General features: G+C 33.3%; 19 protein-coding genes, 2 pseudogenes and 1 riboswitch. Of the genes and pseudogenes, 12 read left to right on the top strand and 9 right to left on the bottom strand.

The features are described from left to right. Positions 1 to 198 precede the first annotated feature (198 nt). The gene (locus tag CD116_RS05505) at positions 199 to 531 is read right to left on the bottom strand and encodes a hypothetical protein (protein ID WP_047548592.1); all 333 of its coding nucleotides are present in this window, start codon (positions 529 to 531) and stop codon (positions 199 to 201) included. A 911-nt stretch (positions 532 to 1,442) separates the two neighbouring features. Here CD116_RS05505 and CD116_RS05500 point away from each other — a divergent pair. Beyond that, a complete protein-coding gene (locus tag CD116_RS05500; RefSeq protein WP_047548595.1) occupies positions 1,443 to 1,922 on the top strand; it encodes a hypothetical protein in 480 nt (159 codons plus the stop codon). A 21-nt stretch (positions 1,923 to 1,943) separates the two neighbouring features. Then, the gene (locus CD116_RS05495) at positions 1,944 to 2,336 is read left to right on the top strand and encodes a hypothetical protein (protein ID WP_047548598.1); all 393 of its coding nucleotides are present in this window, start codon (positions 1,944 to 1,946) and stop codon (positions 2,334 to 2,336) included. A gap of 500 nt (positions 2,337 to 2,836) precedes the next feature. Here the strand turns inward: CD116_RS05495 and CD116_RS05490 are convergent. Further along, positions 2,837 to 3,280, bottom strand: a pseudogene (locus CD116_RS05490) (GNAT family N-acetyltransferase). Between the two features lie 210 nt (positions 3,281 to 3,490). Beyond that, a complete protein-coding gene (locus tag CD116_RS05485) occupies positions 3,491 to 3,868 on the bottom strand; it encodes a DUF1433 domain-containing protein (RefSeq protein ID WP_169929115.1) in 378 nt (125 codons plus the stop codon). 26 nt (positions 3,869 to 3,894) lie between these two features. Here CD116_RS05485 and CD116_RS05480 point away from each other — a divergent pair, with 26 nt between their 5' ends. The 3 genes from CD116_RS05480 (at position 3,895) to CD116_RS05470 (ending at position 6,000) form a co-directional block, all read left to right on the top strand. After that, positions 3,895 to 5,106, top strand: coding sequence for a hypothetical protein (locus CD116_RS05480; RefSeq protein WP_047548604.1), 1,212 nt, complete (start codon positions 3,895 to 3,897; stop codon positions 5,104 to 5,106). Position 5,107: 1 nt separating this feature from the next. Further along, entirely contained in the window at positions 5,108 to 5,497 is a 390-nt protein-coding gene (locus CD116_RS05475; protein ID WP_047548607.1) for a hypothetical protein, read from the top strand. A gap of 113 nt (positions 5,498 to 5,610) precedes the next feature. Continuing rightward, positions 5,611 to 6,000, top strand: a complete 390-nt coding sequence (locus CD116_RS05470) for a hypothetical protein (protein ID WP_047548610.1) — start codon at positions 5,611 to 5,613, stop codon at positions 5,998 to 6,000. Positions 6,001 to 6,066: 66 nt separating this feature from the next. On the opposite strand, the pseudogene CD116_RS05465 reads toward CD116_RS05470, so the two are convergent. The 5 genes and pseudogenes from CD116_RS05465 to xpt form a co-directional block, all read right to left on the bottom strand. Then, positions 6,067 to 6,429: pseudogene (locus CD116_RS05465) on the bottom strand (terminase small subunit); the annotation flags it as partial. Positions 6,430 to 6,481: 52 nt separating this feature from the next. After that, the gene (gene guaA / locus CD116_RS05460) at positions 6,482 to 8,023 is read right to left on the bottom strand and encodes a glutamine-hydrolyzing GMP synthase (RefSeq protein WP_000424963.1); all 1,542 of its coding nucleotides are present in this window, start codon (positions 8,021 to 8,023) and stop codon (positions 6,482 to 6,484) included. Between the two features lie 24 nt (positions 8,024 to 8,047). After that, positions 8,048 to 9,514: an IMP dehydrogenase gene (gene guaB, locus CD116_RS05455; RefSeq protein WP_047423855.1), complete on the bottom strand. Its 1,467-nt coding sequence runs from the start codon at positions 9,512 to 9,514 to the stop codon at positions 8,048 to 8,050. Positions 9,515 to 9,550: 36 nt separating this feature from the next. Next, entirely contained in the window at positions 9,551 to 10,819 is a 1,269-nt protein-coding gene (gene pbuX / locus CD116_RS05450) for a xanthine permease PbuX (RefSeq protein ID WP_047423857.1), read from the bottom strand. After that, a complete protein-coding gene (xpt, locus tag CD116_RS05445; RefSeq protein WP_047548613.1) occupies positions 10,819 to 11,397 on the bottom strand; it encodes a xanthine phosphoribosyltransferase in 579 nt (192 codons plus the stop codon). Before xpt ends, pbuX begins: the two co-directional genes overlap by 1 nt. Before the next feature lie 232 nt (positions 11,398 to 11,629). Beyond that, positions 11,630 to 11,732, bottom strand: a riboswitch (purine riboswitch). Between the two features lie 180 nt (positions 11,733 to 11,912). Between xpt and CD116_RS05440 the strand changes: the two genes are divergently transcribed. The 4 genes from CD116_RS05440 (at position 11,913) to CD116_RS05425 (ending at position 16,322) form a co-directional block, all read left to right on the top strand. Continuing rightward, positions 11,913 to 12,320 (top strand): general stress protein, encoded by a 408-nt coding sequence (locus CD116_RS05440; protein ID WP_047548616.1) that lies wholly within the window; start codon positions 11,913 to 11,915, stop codon positions 12,318 to 12,320. Positions 12,321 to 12,463: 143 nt separating this feature from the next. Further along, positions 12,464 to 13,126, top strand: coding sequence for a hypothetical protein (locus tag CD116_RS05435; RefSeq protein ID WP_047548619.1), 663 nt, complete (start codon positions 12,464 to 12,466; stop codon positions 13,124 to 13,126). Between the two features lie 117 nt (positions 13,127 to 13,243). Continuing rightward, positions 13,244 to 14,179 (top strand): prolipoprotein diacylglyceryl transferase, encoded by a 936-nt coding sequence (locus CD116_RS05430; protein WP_047532206.1) that lies wholly within the window; start codon positions 13,244 to 13,246, stop codon positions 14,177 to 14,179. A gap of 754 nt (positions 14,180 to 14,933) precedes the next feature. Next, the gene (locus CD116_RS05425) at positions 14,934 to 16,322 is read left to right on the top strand and encodes an L-cystine transporter (RefSeq protein WP_047548622.1); all 1,389 of its coding nucleotides are present in this window, start codon (positions 14,934 to 14,936) and stop codon (positions 16,320 to 16,322) included. A gap of 79 nt (positions 16,323 to 16,401) precedes the next feature. Here CD116_RS05425 and nfsA read toward each other — a convergent pair whose 3' ends face one another. Continuing rightward, positions 16,402 to 17,157, bottom strand: coding sequence for an oxygen-insensitive NADPH nitroreductase (nfsA, locus tag CD116_RS05420; protein ID WP_047548625.1), 756 nt, complete (start codon positions 17,155 to 17,157; stop codon positions 16,402 to 16,404). Positions 17,158 to 17,646: 489 nt separating this feature from the next. Here nfsA and ahpC point away from each other — a divergent pair, with 489 nt between their 5' ends. The 3 genes from ahpC (at position 17,647) to CD116_RS13710 (ending at position 21,492) form a co-directional block, all read left to right on the top strand. Then, a complete protein-coding gene (gene ahpC, locus CD116_RS05415; protein ID WP_000052780.1) occupies positions 17,647 to 18,216 on the top strand; it encodes an alkyl hydroperoxide reductase subunit C in 570 nt (189 codons plus the stop codon). A gap of 15 nt (positions 18,217 to 18,231) precedes the next feature. Then, positions 18,232 to 19,755, top strand: a complete 1,524-nt coding sequence (gene ahpF / locus CD116_RS05410) for an alkyl hydroperoxide reductase subunit F (RefSeq protein WP_047548627.1) — start codon at positions 18,232 to 18,234, stop codon at positions 19,753 to 19,755. A gap of 114 nt (positions 19,756 to 19,869) precedes the next feature. Beyond that, positions 19,870 to 21,492, top strand: coding sequence for a hypothetical protein (locus CD116_RS13710; protein WP_047548629.1), 1,623 nt, complete (start codon positions 19,870 to 19,872; stop codon positions 21,490 to 21,492). The last annotated feature ends 51 nt before the right edge of the window (positions 21,493 to 21,543 follow it).

The raw sequence follows: 21,543 nt of genomic DNA, 5'->3' as shown, positions 1-21,543 counted from the left end.
TTCATCTTTTTTTGAAACGAATGAACTTAACTAAATATAGTATATAAGCGATAAATATAAACAGATTTGAAATTAATATTTGCGTCGTGCTGATATTACCAAATTTTATACTAATTATCACCCATGATATTATTACTAAAAATAAGAACGAACATACCCATATATTAAAAATTTTTTCATGGTATCACTCCTACACTATTAGCAGAATGTGGCTCCACCGGTTAGTCCACCGCCGACAGCACCACCAACAGCTCCAACTACGCCTCCACTAACTGTCCCAATTACCGGAATAGTAACTGTTCCTACTCCTGCACCTGCAAGACCTAAAGTAGTGCCTCCTGTCACTGCGCCACCCGCTATACCAGAAACGCATTTTCCTACTCCGCGTTCTTTTTGTGTTTTCTGCACATAAAAACCTAATTTACCGTCTTTTTCAAAATAAATTAACGTAACATTTTTACCATTTTTATCTTTTGCAGTTGATGGCAAAATTTCCTTTTTACCCGTCTTAGCATCTTTTAGTGTTGCCACTCGGAACTCCTTTTATATAAAGAAAGACCCCCACATATACTCAAAAGGCATACTAGAGTTCTCTACATAATCTATAGACTCATTGTAATCTTTTACAATATACAAGTAAATAAATCAAATAAACCTTTTCGTTTTTAGAAGGTTTTTATTTCTCCGAAAAATTTTATTAAACGATATGCATGATTTCAAACTAGATTGATTTTTTAAGTACTTATCGAGCTTTCCATAAACTATGTCATTTTCTTACATATGTTTCAATCTTTAACCAATCTCAAAGATAGATTGGTCCTCGATGTTTGAAGTCGTGTTTCACGACGCCACATTTACGATTAACATATCTAGTTATACAAATTCATCTTCCACTGTAACAGTGGCGTTTCTCAGCGCATAATAATCTCTAACAATCTTAATGGATTTAAATAAATTAACGACTCTTAACAGTTAAGAATAATATTCTGACACTTATGCAAAACAATTAAATTTAATAGCAATCTCTTCTAAACTATTTTATGAACGAGATGACAATATGGTAATCAAGTTCATGTGAAAAATTTATTAGTTACTGGCTACACAACTGGAATTTTGAAAATCATAGGGCTAATGTTACTTGCTGTAGCAATTTTTTCACTAACTATTTATTTTGCTTATATAATGGAATCATTACTTTTTGGGTTCTAACAAACAGTCACTTCATTAGTACTTTTAATATGTTCACTTGTATTAGCTTGGACTTCTTTCAGAGGTACATTACTTTTAATAATTGTGTTAAGTGGCATTTTCTATTTTGGGGCAAACAATTAATTAAATTATACGAATTAAGACTTTTCACTCACTTTGTTTTTTAATGATTATATACTTATATTTCAAACATTTGATTTTGCAAATTCACTATTAAAGGAGATAAATGTATAATGAAAATCACAAAAACTATTGGTTCACTAGTCTTGACTGCCGTTTTATTAACGTCTGTTTCACCTTTAACTAACGCAAATGAAATACAATCAAACAATACAAAAACAGTTCACCAAAGATACGAAAATATAAATGGCGTGAAAATTAATCGCAATCCAAACCTACCAATGAATCCAGAAGCACAACAACGATTTGGCGGAACAAAAGTAGTTAAAACTGCTATAAAGCTAATTATTGATAACAAGGGCAAAGCAAAAAATGTCATACAACAAGTTGGTGGCAAAAAAGCTGCAAATATTTTTGATAAAGGGTATTCAGGTATTGTAAAAGAATTGAAACCATTGCTAAAATGGTCAGAAGTACCAGCTAACGCTGTCGGTGATGCGGTTAAACGAGGCGCAATAAATGCCGGTCTAAGTAAAGGTGATGCTGGAATAGTCTCAACTGTAGTCAAAGAAGCCATTGCATGGTTATTCTAAAAAGATAAAGGAGTGTTTCATATGCTTGAAGATAACAGCGATATCAGATTGCTATATCAATCAATAGAAGAACTTGCTTCAGTTTTGGGTCAAAGTCAATTCGAAACTAAAACTGTCAGCTTAATATTTGTACAAATGGACTTAAGATATAGCGTTTTCGAAAAAGTGCAAACTGATTTTATGAAGTATTTAGCACATAAAAATTCTGATGAAATAAAATATATAGACTTAATCAAAATAATAGAAAATGCATTACCTGAAGATAAAGAACTTAGTATCAATGTGATTAATTCCATTATTATTGGTTTCGCTAATAACTATTACCCAATATTGCAAAGTTTAGTACCGGAAATACAAAGTAGTTATGGCATAACCATAAATAAAAATTTCAATATAAATAGTATAGATTTTTAAATACTTTTTAATAAGAATAGGAAACCGATCCCAGGACATAAAAATCAAAATCGTAGGCTCTAGTAGTTGACTGCGGGGCCCCAACATAAAGAAATTGGTACGCCAATTTCTACAGATATGACTCCCATCATTTCATAACATGCTGTTGCCCATATTAAGAATACCAAAAAAGGCTGGAAACCGCGTAATTACGGTAACTCCAGCCTATCATTTGCTATATATAATTATTCCCACTCAATGAAATAAGTATTTTTCGTTAGTTTATATTATTTTATAACAATTGATATTACAGCGTTTTTATACCTAAATACTTCACATCAATTAACATTACTTCATAATTAACGTATTCAATTACGTATTCACTGCCTGCAACGTGTGAGGTCATATGTATTAACAATACATAATAACCAATAATAAAATTAAAAAGTCATCTGTATTTTTCTAATTCTTAAATAAAGCAAGCTATAAAATAAGTATTAAATTATTTTATATGCATAAATTTATAAAGATTTAGAAAAACCTATTGTAGTGCTAGCATAACCACTATTTTTATATAATTTATGTGCAGCTAATCTTTCATTTCTATTGCCACTGTTAAGCGTTATTATTTTACAATTTAATTTTCTAGCTAGCTCTTCGGAATCTGCTAATAATTTCTTACCATAACCTCGTTTCCTAAAATCAGAATTTATTACAAATGCAAGTATTCTCATATACTCTCCATTTTTTTCGTAAAACATCATTTTACACATACCGCTTAGACCAATTATCTTATTTTCCTTTATCAAAAGCAGTACGAAGTAATCACCATGATTTGTGATTTGCTTTATTCTCTTTTTTAATTCGTTCTTATTTGTGGGATAGCCTAAATCATCATATAACTTATATAGTTAATCTAATTTTTCAAAATCACTGTTATTAAACAATCTTGTAATTATGCTCATATAACTCATCCTATAAATATTATATACTTAGTGTTACATAACAATATTACACAAACTCGTCCCTCACTTCAACACAGGGCGTTTGTCAGAACTATAAAACTGGTATTAGTATTTCACAAGACTTATTTTCTCCCTCTTTTTACTTATAACCCTCTAATATAGGCTCACTTTTTACTTTCAACTGATATTTATCTATAACGCTGTAAAATACTATTTTTTATGCTTCTTTTGTTCTTTTTTTATTTCAGACACTGATTTAGGGTTTTCTGGCATATTTTTAGCTATATAGCCACTATAAGTTGATAGATATTCAAATTGATAATCGTCTTTAGACCACATATGCGCTGAAAAGGTATTAGTCTTGTCATTATTTATATAACCTGTAATAACAAATCCATCTAAAGGATTTTCTTTTTGCTCCTCAAAATTTATTTCTTTATAACCTTTAACATTATACTTCATATAAATTATTATTCTTTCTTTTTGTTCATCATAATATTTTTGTTTTTGATCATGTTTCATTTTTAAATAGACCCCTCCCGATATTAATATTATACTAATAAATATAATAATCATTTTTCTATTCAATATAACCAATCCTTTGAGGTGAAATAATGGACAATCTTCATACTAAAGATAACACATATCACGAACTAGCTGGTAATGTTTATAATACAAAATCCTCTGATAAAGAAACAAAAATTGAAGATGCTAATGGCGCCCTACACAATTTTAAAATTCAAGCTTCACGCGTCGATAAAGTTAATGGCTTCCAAGCAATGGCGGTGTCTCCAAAAGACAGTAAAGGAAATGTAGACAATGAAACTGTGTATTTTGTTTATGCTGGGACAGATAAATATGAACCTGCTGATATTAGTACTGATATATATTTAGGTACCAATGACATTAAAATTGAAACTAATCCAAATAAAATTTTAAATGCAGCTATATACAGAGACACTAGCTTAAAAGAAATTAACCCAAGTACAGTTGGTAATAATAAATGGCTAGAAATGGTTGATAAAAATAATGCAAAAGAAGCTGATCAATTTAACGAAGCTTATCTTTGGACTCAGTCAGTTTTGAATAAAGGGAATTATAAACATGTTTATGGTGCTGGCCATAGTCTTGGAGGCACAATTGCACAGGTGATGACGGTACTATTTAATTTTGATAAAACAAAAACTTTTTCAGCACCTAATGGTTACAATATATTACCTGATAATGTTAAAGAAAACTTAGATTTAAGTAAGTATAATCAAACTATAACTGATTATGCACACCCAAATGATAAAATTGGTATTGCTACATTGGGATCTTCAATTTTAGGAACAGAAATATTAGCTGATGACTCTGAGTTTTCGAAACTCTTTTTCAATCCTATTTCCGGTCATGGAATTGACACTTTTGAATTCAGTGGCGGAAGTGTAAAAATTAAAGTTGACAGTAAAAAAGCTGATCAAATGGCTAGAGAGATGAGAGATAAGTTACACAACATCGATAAAGCGATAAAAGCATTAGAAAAATATATGGAAAATACTAAAAAACAAGCAAAAGAAATCGAATCGAAATATGTTAATAAATTATTAAGTGGTTCTCATGAATTTATTTCCCCATCAGATATAGAAAACTACGTTGAAGAATTATCAAAAAGTGGCCATTATGACTTTTTTGATGAAGCGTTATTTGAAGATACAATTGGAGAATTAAAATATACCAAACAAAGATTGTCCCAATTTAGCGAAAAAATTATTGATGCAACTAAAAAATTTGAAGACCGTGACAAAGAAATCAGCGAAATATATCGTTGGTTTGAGGGGGGATAAAATGGACTTATTCAAAGATATACGTGATGCTTCAAATGAAATTGGAGAAAGTATACATGATGCTACAGATGCTATCAAAAAAGAAGCTGAAAAAGATGCCAAAATCGCAATGGAGAAAGCACGTTTATTTGCTTTAAAGCATGAATTAAAAAATGAAATTCAAAGTATGATTAGTGACGAAAAAGAAGATATAGAAAATAGCGTCTCAAGCTTAGATGAAATCGAATCAATTTTAAAAGATCAAAGTAGTAGGTTAGAAGGTGCATTTGAAGGTAAAACTAGTGATGCTATTGCTTTTAATTTGGCCACAGAACAGTCTAAATTAATGGATCTCACAGAGTCTTACGATGATTGTAAAAAAAGCTGTAAAACATATGACGGTTGGTTTTAAGGTTGACTAGCATAAAAGTTTTTAACAGTTAAGAATAATATTCTAACGCTTAGGCAAAACAATTAAACTTAATAGTGAACTTTTATAAAATATTTTATACGCGAGGTGATTAGATGGACAATATTCTAGAAGATTTAAGTAAAGCTAAATGGAACTTTATTACTCTTGCATTTTCAATTTTTTCATATTTTAAATTATCTAGCTCTTCCGATGCATTTGTTAAGAAATTTGGTGATACGGTTCATATCAGTAATCTTTTTGTAAAAGGATATTTGGGTGCTACTTTTGAGGTCTTAGCACTTATATTAATAACAATTGTACTTTTTTGCGTAACAATATTTATTGCTTGGCATAGTTCATCTATAACATCTATAATTCAAACAATTATTTCAATATGTTTTATTTATCTTACTTTTTGTTTAGGAGCCGTTCCCTTTTTTGGAACATTGTTGCTGCTAATAATTATCGTTGCAGCATTAATGTTTTTGGTAAATAATTATTAAAGAAGCTGTCTTAACAGGCAGCTTCTTTTAACATCTATTTCTATTATCTATGAACTTTTTATTAAATCATTCCTCTGACGGAATATCATCCACAATCACAGGATGGTTAGGATTAGCGTTAGATACATCTTTTACAGTTTTATCTAGTTCCTTATCGTCTCCGTCCCATTCACCAATGTTATTGAATATAGGCACATTCCCGTTAATATCATGCTTATCTGTAAATAGCTTATGGTATTTCCCTAACATATCACGATCTTTTAAACAATCACTAGGTTTCATTGGTACCTCTATCAGTTCAACATGTTCATTATAGACTAACTGTACTTTGCCACTTTGTGGGTTCTCTCTATATTCTCCACGCTTTACTACAACTTCTTTCGTATCTGTTTCATCACCGACTGCCGCATTCGTAAGCACACCAAAAAGGCTGGAAACCGCGTAATAACGGTAACTCCAGCCTATCATTTGCTATATATAATTATTCCCACTCAATTGTGCTTGGTGGTTTTGATGTAATGTCATAAACTACGCGGTTAACGTGGTCTACTTCGTTTACGATACGACTTGAAATCTTTTGTAAGACTTCCCAATCGATGCGTGCAAAGTCACTTGTCATGCCGTCGATAGATGTTACCGCACGGATACCTACTGTGTGATCATACGTACGGTAGTCTCCCATAACACCTACTGATTGAATGTTTGGTAACACTGTGAAGTATTGCCAAATTTCTCTTTCAAGACCTTCTTCTCTAATCACTTGGCGTAAAATCGCGTCTGATTCTCTAACGATTTCTAGTTTATCTTCAGTAATTTCTCCAAGTACACGAATGCCAAGACCAGGTCCTGGGAATGGTTGTCTCCACACTAAATGTTCTGGAATACCTAACTCAATACCTAATTTACGTACTTCATCTTTAAACAATGTATTGATTGGTTCGATTAATTCGAATTCCATGTCTTCTGGTAATCCACCAACATTGTGATGTGATTTGATTGTTTGTGCTGTCTTAGTACCTGATTCGATAACGTCTGTATAAAGTGTTCCTTGCGCAAGGAAGTCTACACCTTTAAGTTTTGATGCTTCATCATCAAATACGTATACAAATTCATTACCAATGATTTTACGTTTTTGTTCAGGATCTGAAACACCTTTTAATTTATTCATAAAGCGATCTTTCGCATTAACACGAATAATATTCATGTTGAAACCTTCACCGAATTGCTCCATAACCATGTCGCCTTCACCTTTACGAAGTAAGCCATGGTCTACAAAGATACATGTTAGTTGATCACCAATTGCTTTATGCAATAGTACAGCTACAACAGATGAATCTACGCCGCCACTCATTGCACATAATACACGACGGTCTCCTACGCGTTGACGAATCTTTTCAATTTCGATTTCGATAAAGTTTTCCATTGTCCATTGACCTTTACAATCACAAACGCGACGTACGAAATTGTTTAATAAGTCATTACCATATTCTGTATGACGTACTTCTGGATGGAATTGCACACCATAGATGCGACGCTTCTTATCTTCGATTGCTGCATAGTCTGTACTTGGGCTATCAGCGATAACTTCGAAGCCTTCTGGAATTTCAATAACTTTATCAGAATGACTCATCCAAACCGTTTGTTCTGCTGGCAAGCCAGCGAATAACTCATCTGACTTCGCATTAATGATTGCTTTACCGTATTCACGTTCATTGGCACGTTCAACTTTACCACCTAATAATTTAGTAGTTAATTGCATGCCGTAACAAATACCAAGTACTGGGATTCCTAAATTATATATTTCCGGATCAATTGTAAATGAACCTTCTTCATAAACTGAATTTGGACCACCTGATAAGATGATACCTTTTGGATTCATTTTCTTAATTTCTTCAATTGAAATTTCATGATCGTGTAATTCACTATAAACGCCCATTTCACGAATTCGGCGTGTAATTAATTGGTTGTATTGGCTACCAAAGTCTAAGACAAGGATTAACTCTTGTTCTTTTGCCATTTCCATATTTGTCGTTCTCCTTTATCTTAATTAGAATGAGTAGTTCGGTGATTCTTTCGTAATTTGAATATTATGTGGGTGGCTTTCTGCTAAACCAGCAGGACCCATACGTGTGAATTGTGCTTCTTCACGTAATTCTCTTAAATCGTGTGAACCAGTATAACCCATACCAGCACGCACACCGCCCATTAATTGGTAAATTGTATCTTGTAACGCACCTTTATATGCCGTACGTCCTTCGATACCTTCAGGAACAAATTTCTTAGGCGCTTTGTCTTCTTGGAAGTAACGATCGTTTGAGCCTTTTTCCATCGCACCTAAAGAACCCATACCACGGTATACTTTATACTGTCTACCTTGAAAAATTTCTGTAGCGCCTGGGCTTTCTTCAGTACCTGCTAATAAGCTACCTAGCATAACTGCATGTCCACCAGCAGCTAATGCTTTAATGATATCTCCTGAGAACTTAATACCACCATCAGCAATAATAGCTTTACCATGTTTACGTGCTTCAGTTGCACAATCATAAATTGCTGTAATTTGTGGTACACCAACACCTGCTACAACACGCGTTGTACAAATTGAACCTGGCCCAATACCAACTTTAACAATGTCTGCACCCGCTTCAAATAAATCTTTTGTTGCTTCTGCAGTTGCTACGTTACCAGCTACTAATGTGATTTCTGGGTAGGTCTTCTTAATGTGTTTCACTTGATCGATAACACCTTTAGAGTGACCGTGTGCTGTATCGATAACTAAGACATCCACGCCTGCTTCGACTAATTTTTGAGCACGAATATCAGTATCTTTTGAAATACCAATTGCCGCGGCTACAAGTAGACGCCCGTGTTCATCTTTTGCTGCATTAGGGAATTCGATAACTTTTTCAATATCTTTAATAGTAATAAGACCTTCTAAACGACCTTCTTTAACTAATGGTAACTTTTCAATCTTATGTTTTTGGAGAATTTTTTCTGCTTCTTCAAGTGTAGTATTAACTGGAGCTGTAATTAAATTTTCTTGCGTCATTACATCAACAATTTTAATTGAGAAATCTTCAATAAAACGTAAATCACGGTTTGTTAAAATACCTACTAATTTACGGTCTTCTTTATTATCAACAATCGGTACACCTGAAATACGGTATTTACCCATTAATGCTTCCGCTTCATAAACACTTTCTTCTGGTGTTAAGAAAAATGGGTTTGAAATGACACCATTTTCTGAGCGTTTTACTTTTTGAACTTCGTCCGCTTGTTCTTCAACGCCCATGTTTTTATGAATAACACCTAAACCACCTTGACGAGCCATAGCAATCGCCATTTTAGATTCAGTTACTGTATCCATTCCAGCAGAAATAACTGGAATATTTAATTTAACTTTGTCTGATAATTGTACACTTAAATCAACGTCTTTTGGTAAAATATCAGATTGTGCTGGAATTAATAACACATCATCAAACGTTAATGATTCTTTTGCAAATTTACTTTCCCACATTAAAAACAGCCTCCATTTTCAAATTAATTAGTTATATTATTTCACATTTTCTTCCGTTTGTTTATACTTTATTCCATTAAAAAAGAAATTAAGAATAATTGCAGCGATTGCGCCTAAAACAATACCGTTTTGAGTTAACCAGGCAAATTGCTCACCTAATCCTTTGAATGCTTGAGGAACTGCGCTAATACCAGTACCTAATCCAACTGATACAGCAATGATTAATAAATTGTTTTGATTTTTAAAATCAATATGTCCCAATATACTAACACCATATGCCATTACCATGCCAAACATAGCTATCATGGCGCCACCCAACACAGGTAGTGGGATAATATTTGCTAATGCTCCTAATTTAGGTATACAACCACAAATAAGTAATAGTACGACCATGCCATATATAACATTGTTTTTCTTAGCACCGGATAAAGAAACAAGGCCTACATTTTGCGAATAGGCAGTATAAGGGAATGAATTGAAGATTGAACCTAATACAATTGCCAGACCTTCCGCAGTATAACCTTTACGAAAATCTTTTCTTTCTAACTTTTTACCAGTTATTTCACTCAGCGCATGATAGACACCTGTTGACTCAATTAAACTAACAATAGCTACTATAAAGAATACTAATGTCGAAGTCACATCGAAACTAAATCCTGAGAATCTAAATGGCACCGGGATGCCTAACCAACCGGCATGATTGACTTGATTAATATCGACCATCCCAAGTAAACCAGCGCCTATCGTTCCTAAAACGAGTCCAATTAATATTGCAATACTTTTAATAAATCCAGTTGTGAATCGTTGTAAAATTAGAATGACGATTAATGTCATGAAACCTAATAAAATGTTCTTAACATCTCCATAGTCCTTAGACCCCTGACCACCAGCCAAATAATTCATGGCTACAGGCATTAAATTAATACCAATGATTGTAACCACGCTCCCTGTCACAACAGGTGGAAAGAATTTAACGAGATGTGAAAAGAAAGGTGCGATAATGATAACTAATATACCAGACAAGAATAATGAGCCATATAAAACATCTATACCTTTCGATTGCCCAATTAAAATCATTGGTGCTACAGCAGTAAATGTACAACCTAACACAATAGGCAATCCTGTCCCAGTAACTTTATTTGCTTGTAAAAATGTTGCGACACCGCACATAAATATGTCCACAGTAACTAAATAAGCGATTTGTTCAGGTGTGAATTTCAAGCTAGTACCAACAATAATTGGAACTAAAATGGCACCTGCATACATTGCTAAAAGATGTTGAACACTTAGGATTAGGTTTTTCATTATTCTTCCCCTACCAATGTCACTTTATTTCCTTCTAATGAAGCCACTTTACAAAGAGACGATACTGTTAATCCTGCCTCTTCTAATCGTTGATGACCATTTTGGAAGCTTTTTTCTACAACTATACCAATACCAGCTGTTTTAGCATTAGCTTGTTGTGCAATATCGTACAGACCTAGCGAAGCATCACCATTTGCCAAAAAATCATCAATAATAAGTACAGTATCTTCTTCTGATAAAAACTCTTTTGACACAATAACAGTGCTCGTCTTATTTTTGGTAAATGAATGAATAGATGTTTCATAATATCCATCAGTTAATGTGCTAGGCTTTGCTTTTTTAGCAAATAGGCAAGGCACGTCAAAGTGAAGTGCTGCCATGATTGCTGGAGCAATACCTGATGCTTCAATAGTTAAAATTTTAGTAATACCTTTATCTTTAAATTGCTCATAAAAAGTTAATCCTACTTCATTCATTAACTTCGCATCGATTTGATGATTTAAAAATCCATCAACTTTTAAAATCTTTTCATCAATAACAACGCCATCTTCCTTTACTTTTTGTCCTAGTAACTCCACTCCTAAAAACCTCCTCGTATTGTGTGAAACATTTTAATGAAAAATTGTTGTAAGATACAAAAAAATCCCCAAACTAACTAATAGTTCCAGGGTTTATGAGTGAACGAACATGCATCATAGAAAAATCATCATGCAATCAATGTAAAAGAAGTTTCATCAAATAAACTGTGCCCTTTAATGTCAAATGTTAATAAACATAATTGGTTGCAATTTAATGGCTGAAGCTACTCCTTAATATTGTGTTGTTACTCATAGTCATGTCGTTCAAGGCAACATGGTAGAAACTTCTAAAGCCATATTCTTTAGATTATATGAGTTTATGTAAATTATTTAACGATGATAGCAAATTTTCGATATTTTTTCAATAACTGCTAGTGTAAACTTTTAACAGTTTTATAAAGACGCACTTAACTTTGACTTCAACAAAGACTAATAACTTAATAATGAAAGGGTTTTACTTTATAATAAGAAGGGTAAAAGATTAAATAAATAAATTTTTAAAAGGGGCGACAACTATGGCAGATATTACTGTAGTAAATGACACTGGTGAACTATACAACATAATCAATCAAAAAAAGTCTGAAGATTATTTAGAATCAGAGCTAACAATTATTAGTAAAAGTAAATTACACCTAAATGACTTACATGACTCTGAAATCTCCCTTATTTCAACAAGTGGGACATTTAGTGATAGAATGACTAAACTGTTAACTGGAGAAGACGGTGAGCATGCTGTTTTATCACGTTACAATTTAATACCTGAGGAATTAGAAAAATATAAACAACTTATTTTAGATGACAAAATGTTAGTTGTAGCTGTGCGTGATAACTCATCACATAAAGAAGTTCAAGAACATAATTCAGCATATGAAGAAATTGATATTACACATTTTGCAGAAGCGTCAAAGGGTCCTAAAGCTTAATTAATCAAACACTCATTCATAAAAGCCTACTGTACTGTCAAACGTTTGATAGTACAGTTTTTTTATCATTTTAAAAGTAAATGAATCGTCTGTTACAACAGTCGATTATGCTATAATATTAAATAAATTGGGGAGGTGTTCTTATGGAATTTAAAACCATTCAATCTGTCAAAGATCCACATTATAACGAAGCACTTCAACTTTATGATACTAAGTTGAACCTGTCGCTAACTGAAGATAAACGTATTATCAAACACTCATTAGAAAACAATAAAACTGAAAACGATTATGTCTTTATCGTAGGCTTAGAAAATGGCGCCGTCGTTAGTTTAGCAACCGCGCATTATGAAGCCACAACCAATGCAGCATTTTTAATTTATTTATTTGCAATAGACCTACCCAACCACGACGAGTTAATGACACAAACACTTCATCAAATCGAACATGAACTAAATGTATTATCAAATATTGTTCACTCAAGAGACATCAACTTTTTAATGATGGAAGTGCCAAAAGAACCAGCAGACTTAACAAAAGAAAATGGTCTCATCATTGAACATCGCAGACAATTTTTGTATGAGCACCAGTTTGAAAGACAAACTGAAATTGATTACATTCATCCAAGTAATGATGGTCATGCTAAAAAAGTTGATTTGTTTTTAAAGAAAAATATTAAATTAACGAAAGATATTTATGGTACAAGTGTGAAATCAAACTATATATTAAAATATGTTTTTGCTAATGGTATCTCACGCAATATTATTTATGCACTTTTAGAAGAAATGGATTTACGCAAGCCATTTTAAACAAACTTGAAATCACTGACAATAACGTTTACACTATGTATGAAGCAAGACTGACGTTTCACTGCCCGTAGACAAACGTCAGTATACATAAAGTATATGCAGAAAGGACTTTAAAGTATGTTAACAAAAGAATTCGCACAACGCGTTGAACTAAGTGAGAAACAGGTACGTAAAATAGTCCAACATTTAGAAGAACGTGGATACCAATTGAGCAAGACTGAATACCGCGGTCGTGAAGCAACAGACTTCAAAGAAGAAGACATCGAGCTTTTCAAAGACATCGCTGACAAAGTAAAACAAACAAATAGTTATGATTTGGCATTTGAAGAATTAGAAAAAGAAAAGGACTTCCTGCAAGTCATTGTAAAAAACGATGACAAACATTTACCTACTAATCAAAATGTCGCACAACTAGTAGAAGATTTACGTTTAGAAATCCAAAAAATGCGAGAAGAGCGTCATTTACTTGGTCAAATGATGAATCAAGTACATCAACAACAACAAGAATTAAAAGAACTTCAAAATCAACTTACTACTAAAATTGATTCTAATAGCGAATCGCTAAAAGCAATTCAAACATCACAAGAAGCAATCCAAGAAGCACAAGCATCTCAAGCTAAAGTATTAGCTGAATCAGCAACTCAAACTGAAAGCAATGCGATAGCTGATGAAAAGGCTGAAAGTAAAGGTTCAAAGGATTCAACAACAAATGATGAAACGGTTTCTAAAGCTGAAAATACGGATAATGATGCGACTACCAAAGTAGATAAAGAGGAGCAAATTTCTGCAACCGAAGCGATTGAAAAAGCAAACGTTGAGCAATCTAAAAATGACGATGCAACTGAAACTTCAAACAATGGAGCTACAGTTGCAGCACAACATGATGCTGAACAACAAGTAGCAGAGGCACATGCTGATGCTTCTGAGCAAGTAACTTCAAATGATTCAGTAGAAACGAAATCAGAAAAAGATAATGGTTCAGAATCTGAAACTACAGAATCTAAACCGCAAGAAGAGAAAAAAGGATTCTTCGCACGTTTGTTCAATTTATAATATTGTGATTTGATCACAAATTCAATATTCAATACGTAAAGCTGAGATTTAACCATAAATTTAATATTCAATTCATATAGCCTGGAACAAGTTAGTTTGTTTCAGGTTTTTTTAATTATTCATTATGATTAAAATTTAATTTTGAATAAATTTTTGTAGTATGTTACTTTTAAGTGGGATGGCTTAATTGAATATTTAAATACATTCAATCTTTTAAGCCTATTAAATTTAGATGCTTGGCTACCATAGTTACTATGCAATCACGTAGGCTCACACTCACCTTCACTACAAACTTCTTTTGATTCAACAGTATTTTCACAGATTATTTATTCGGCGCATCTTTACAAGGCTGATAATTTGTCATCTTATGATCCGATAATTATGCGCTCAACAACTTTTATTTAGTCACTACCTCCCCATGTCAATTCACGATATATATTTCTTTTCCTAATAACTCATCTCTTTTTTCGTAGAAGAAATTTCTGTCATTGCCTTTGCAATAAGCATTTCCTTGTTCTATGTTATTCCTGCACCTTCTCTTTTACTAATATCGACTTTAATTTACTAGTTCATCACCCTATTCACTTTTCCATCTATAATAAATTCATAACGATTGTTTTTTAATTCTCGTATGCCAATGTCAAATTTCATCACTTTTATATTTATTTTCAATTTCCTCTTGAAATATTTTAAAATCAATATTATTCTTATCATACTAGTCGGAATTATATTCAAAATATAAGGAGTGACGTTCATGAATGCTTTTCTAACGTTGATTAATGTCATTGTGTTACTTATTTTCATCGTAATATTGCATATGATGGCTCGCAAACATGTATCTTTTGCGAAACGTGTATTTACTGCTTTGGGCATTGGTATTGTATTCGGTGTATTAATACATCTTATATATGGAACACATTCGAATATCATTACAACTACAAGTGACTGGTTCAACATCGTCGGACAAGGTTATGTTGCATTGTTGCAAATGATAGTGATGCCATTAATTTTTATCTCTATCGTAGCTGCATTTACTAAAATTCAAATCGGTGAAAAATTCGCCAAAATTGGTAGTTTAATTTTTATGTTTCTAATCGGTACCGTAACAATTGCTGCTATTGTCGGTGTCGTATATGCTTTACTATTTGGTTTAGATGCATCAACCATTAATCTTGGTAATGCTGAACAAGCACGAGGTAGCGAAATTGCTAAACAAGCTAAAGATTTAACAGCGCATACGTTACCACAACAAATTTTAGAATTATTGCCTAAAAATCCATTCTTAGATTTTACCGGCCAACGTGCAACTTCAACGATCGCGGTAGTTATCTTTGCATCATTTGTGGGATTTGCTTATTTACGTGTAGCTCGCAAACAGCCTGAACACGGCAAATTGCTTAGACGTGCTATTGATGCTATCTATTCATTAGTAATGGCAATCGTGACATTTGTCTTACGTTTAACGCCATACGGAGTATTAGCAATTATGGCTAACACATTAGCTACGAGTGACTTTGGAGCTATTTGGACGTTAGGGAAATTCTTAATCGCATCGTACGCTGCATTGATCACTATGTATATTATCCACTTAATCATCTTAAGTGCATTAGGAATTAGTCCTATCCGTTATGTTAAAAAGACTTTAGAAGTATTAATCTTTGCATTCACATCTCGTTCAAGTGCGGGAGCCTTACCACTGAATGTTCAAACACAAACAAAACGTTTAGGTGTACCAGAGGGAATTGCCAATTTTGCAGCAACATTCGGTCTATCTATCGGGCAAAATGGTTGTGCTGGTATTTACCCTGCCATGCTAGCTATTATGGTCGCACCTATTGCTAATGTAGAGATTGATTTACAATTTATTGTCACATTAATCGCTGTCGTGATTATCAGTTCATTCGGCGTTGCTGGCGTCGGTGGCGGGGCTACATTTGCATCCATATTGGTGTTGTCTACGTTAAACTTGCCAGTCGCTTTAGCCGGCGTCCTCATCTCTGTCGAACCATTAATTGATATGGGTAGAACAGCATTGAACGTGAATGATTCAATGTTAGCTGGTACTGGTACCGCTAAGTTAACTAAACATTGGGATAAAGATACATTTGAATCAAATGATAATGCTGCATTAACTTCACATTAATTCATTGCAAACAGTACCCGCCCCCACAAGCTATACTTATCATTTTAAGCTTGTGGGGGCGGGTCATTTTTGTATCTTGCTATCGCTGGATTAAGCCAGCTTTTTTCAATTGTTCTAACATATCTAACCTTGCTTTGTTTCCTAAGAACATTTCAATTTGTTGTGACCAAGTTTCCTTGCGAGTTCCGTTTGTACGTTGATCATAATACTCGCTGATTGTCTGATCGTAATCTGCCATTTGTGCATACTGTGTTTCCTTATCAGCATTATACTTATTATGATGGAAGACATGGTCAAATGGTAAGCGTGGTTTGGCTGCGCCATTTTCATCATCTGCAGGTTCCCCTACTGCCATGCCAAATATTGGGAAGACATATTCCGGCAAATCTAAAATCTCACGAACTCGTGCAACATCATTTCTCAATGATCCTAAAAAGACTATGCCATACCCCATATCTTCTGCAGTTACTGCAATATTTTCAGCAACTAATGCTGCATCTATCGCACCTACTAGCAGACCTTCCGTTGAGCCATATGCATTTTCCATATCTGTTTCAACATGCTGATCAACTAAATGATGACGGTAATAATCAATTACAAAGACAAATAAATAGCCATTTTCTTCAACATAAGGTTGTCCAGAAACCTCTCGTAAATTTTCTTTAACTTTCTCATCGTCGATACCAATAATTGAATATGCTTGTATGAAACTTGACGTCGAAGCACTTTGACCAGCTTCTACTAATTTTTTAACAACATCTTCGTTTAAAGGTGTATTCTTAAATTTTCTTACAGAATGATGCTTTTTCACAAGGTTATATACATGTTCTGACACGTTACCCACTCCTCGACATTTTACAATTAATTAAAATTCTACATATTGCAATTGTACACTTCTAAACTTTTTTATAGCAATTATTTGCTTATAAGTTAATAACCGAATCCTCAAAAGTATTTTGCAATATTTAAATACAAAGTTTGACATTCATTTCTTCATTCATCACGAACAACTATTCTCACCTCATTATCAATAAGGTTGACTTAGTTGAGAATATCTAAATTACTTCAACACATTTTTTACATTAAAATCATGATATTAAATGTAGATACAAACTTTCAAAAGACAGACTATAAAATCCATACTCAAAGCACTTTATAATATATTAGAGTATTTTAAAAGTAATCATTCACTTTACAAAGTTATCCAGTTGACTATTCCGAATCAAAATGTAATAATGCTAACTAAGAGATTAGAATTATTATAATTAAGCGAAATCAAATAATAGTTCTAATTCATACTTAAATTCTTAGGAGGAAGATATTTATGTCATTAATTAACAAAGAAATCTTACCATTTACAGCGCAAGCTTTTGATCCAAAAAAAGATCAATTTAAAGAAGTTACAGAAGAAGATTTAAAAGGTTCATGGAGCGTAGTATGTTTCTATCCTGCTGACTTCTCATTCGTTTGTCCAACTGAATTAGAAGACTTACAAAATCAATATGAAGAATTACAAAAATTAGGCGTAAATGTATTCTCAGTTTCAACTGATACACATTTCGTACACAAAGCATGGCATGACCACTCAGATGCAATCAGCAAAATTACTTACACTATGATTGGTGACCCATCACAAACAATCACTCGTAATTTCGATGTATTAGATGAAGCTACTGGTTTAGCTCAACGTGGTACATTCATTATCGATCCAGATGGTGTTGTACAAGCATCTGAAATTAACGCTGACGGTATTGGCCGTGATGCTAGTACATTAGCTCACAAAATCAAAGCAGCTCAATACGTTCGTAAAAACCCTGGCGAAGTATGCCCAGCTAAATGGGAAGAAGGCGCTAAAACATTGCAACCTGGTTTAGATTTAGTAGGTAAAATCTAAGGAGGCATTACAACCATGCTTAATGCTGATTTAAAACAACAACTTAAACAACTATTAGAACTAATGGAGGGCAACGTTGAATTCGTTGCCAGCCTTGGTTCAGATGATAAATCCAAAGAACTTAAAGATTTATTAACAGAAATCACTGACATGTCACCTAGACTGTCACTTTCTGAAAAATCTTTAAAACGCACACCAAGTTTTTCAGTCAATCGCCCTGGTGAAGAGACAGGTATAACATTTGCAGGTATTCCATTAGGTCATGAATTTAACTCTCTTGTTTTAGCAATTTTGCAGGTTAGTGGACGTGCACCTAAAGAAAAACAATCAATTATTGACCAAATTAAAAACTTAGAAGGTTCATATCATTTCGAAACATTCATCAGTTTAACATGTCAAAAATGTCCTGATGTTGTTCAAGCACTTAATTTAATGAGTGTGATAAATCCTAACATCACGCATTCTATGATTGATGGTGCAGTATTCCGTGAAGAATCTGAAAACATCATGGCAGTTCCTGCTGTCTTTTTAAATGGTGAAGAATTCGGCAATGGTCGCATGACAATTCAAGACATTCTTTCTAAATTAGGCAGTACTGCAGATGCATCTGAGTTTGAAAATAAAGAACCTTATGATGTCTTAATCGTTGGTGGTGGCCCTGCTAGCGGTAGTGCAGCCATTTATACAGCACGTAAAGGTTTACGTACTGGTATCGTTGCTGATCGAATCGGTGGTCAAGTAAATGATACTGCTGGTATTGAGAACTTCATTACTGTTAAAGAGACAACTGGTTCAGAATTTTCTTCTAACTTAGCAGCTCACATTGATCAATACGACATTGATGCAATGACAGGCATTCGCGCTACAGACATCGAAAAAACTGACGAATCTATTAAAGTTACGCTAGAAAACGGTGCTATCTTAGAAAGTAAAACAGTCATTATTGCTACTGGTGCAGGTTGGCGTAAGCTAAATATTCCAGGTGAAGAGCAATTGATTAATAAAGGTGTTGCATTCTGCCCTCACTGTGACGGACCTCTATTTGAAAATAAAGACGTAGCAGTTATCGGTGGCGGTAACTCTGGGGTTGAAGCAGCAATTGACCTTGCTGGTATCGTTAATCATGTTACATTATTCGAATTCGCTAGCGAATTAAAAGCAGACAACGTGTTACAAGATCGTTTACGTTCTTTATCAAATGTTGATATCAAAACAAATGCCAAAACTACTGAAGTTGTCGGAGAAGACCATGTTACAGGTATACGTTACGAAGACATGAGCACCGGCGAAGAACATCTACTTAACTTAGATGGTATCTTTGTTCAAATTGGTTTACTTCCAAACACATCATGGTTAAAAGATGCTGTTGAATTAAACGAACGTGGTGAAATCGTTATTGATCGTAACAATAATACCAACGTACCTGGTATATTCGCTGCTGGCGATGTCACAGATCAGAAGAACAAACAAATTATAATTTCAATGGGCGCTGGTGCAAATGCAGCATTAAATGCCTTTGACTATATTATCAGAAACTAAAGTTTAAATCGCTTCACTGACAGTATCTTACATTTGTTAAGATGCTGTTATTTTTTTATCCTGGTATAAAATCATGTTATGATAAACTTAAAATATACAACGAGGTGTGTAGCAATGCTTGATGTTCATTTTATATCCCCTGGAAAATTACAAAATGCATGCGAATATTTTAATTTACCGAACGACAAAGAAGGATTTGAAATTACGATGCATGCTTTACGTCCTGAAAATTTACATAAGATTTATCATGATATGGATCAAGCAGAACAAAGATTTGTAGAAAAAATAATATCTAAGGGTAACCCTATCACAATTATAAATAGCCATGAGGTTAATATTTTAAAGCTAACAAATCACCTAGGTTTTGTTATTCAAATTAACGAAGATGCGTTCTTTGTGAATAATTTATTTTTAAGATATATCAATTCAGAAGTACTGGATAGTGCGTATGGTGAATTCGAAGCATTAGATACAATAGACCATATGCATTTAAATGATGAAGTATTTCGTGTAAGACAACACACGCGTTTAAACGACGTCACATTAGAACAGGCTTTACTATTAAAAACTAATGACGAGCTAAAATCAATTTGCAGACAGTATGGTATCAAAGGATTCTCAAATAAAAATAAGCACAATCTTGTTGAATTGATTATGACAGCATTTTTCAATAATAATCATATCATTGGACAAGTGTTTTCTAATGCTTCCCTATTTGAGTTTAGTATTCTTGCTAGCATACTTGAAGGTGATGATAACTATCGATTAAACAATGAACTAATTACATTTGAAAACATTCATTTGATGAATCCTGACACATTTTTAATTACTCATTTCTATTATTATTATGACTTCGAGTATGATTGTCTCATTTTACCAAATGAAGTGCGTAAACATATTGAAAACTACGTGAATCAAATCGGTGATGGCGATATAAAGAAAGCTATCAATGAATTTGTTGATGAGCAAACGATTAAGCATAGTTTAGCAGATTTTGAAAATGCGATAGAATTATCAATGATGGATGAAGAACCTCACTTCGATATACTATATGATGAAGATGATGACTTTGAAGATTTTGGTACAACAGATAGCTCAAGAAATGATACAATCACTCAATTGATTTCTAAGATTAAAAAAGGACTAATAGATAAAAAAGATATTTTGCCTCTTCGTATTATACTTGGCGCTGTAAACTTGTATGGTATTTTATCAACTAATCATCTACTATATCTCACACAAAGATTTTATGACGCTACTTTTAGTATGGAAGATTTGCAATTTAGTTTAGATACTTTAGCTGGTACTGAGCTATATTATATCGAAGATGACTTTGTCTTTCACCCTGTGTTATTTGATGTTGACGAGACTGAGGCGTCAGGCATTGATATTTCTGATGAAGACTACTATGTACCAGCTTCTGTTGAAGAATTAATCTATTATGATAGACATCACTATTTGAAATCTGATCAAGCAATTAAAGAGTTTACTAGTTATCTACGCAAACAAATCAATATGGCAAATGATATTGAGAAGGAAAAGTATGTGAATGAAATCATTATGCTTTTACGTACGATACCTACGTCTAAATTGATACAACCAATTATGCAGTTATTTATAGATAATGCTATCCTTAACAACGTTCAAAACGACGCATTATTGATAGAAAAAGCAACTCATGCACGTAATCATTTACGTCTATGGTCATTGCAAGGTCATCGTGACATTCCAAACTAATTCAATGTTACTCTATTAAACATGAATACATATTTTTTCAATTAAAGATAA

The organism is Staphylococcus schweitzeri (assembly GCF_002902405.1).
GTDB classification, from domain to species: domain Bacteria; phylum Bacillota; class Bacilli; order Staphylococcales; family Staphylococcaceae; genus Staphylococcus; species Staphylococcus schweitzeri.
Note: the sequence above shows the minus strand (reverse complement) of the source record. Positions and strands in the feature narration are given on the sequence as shown.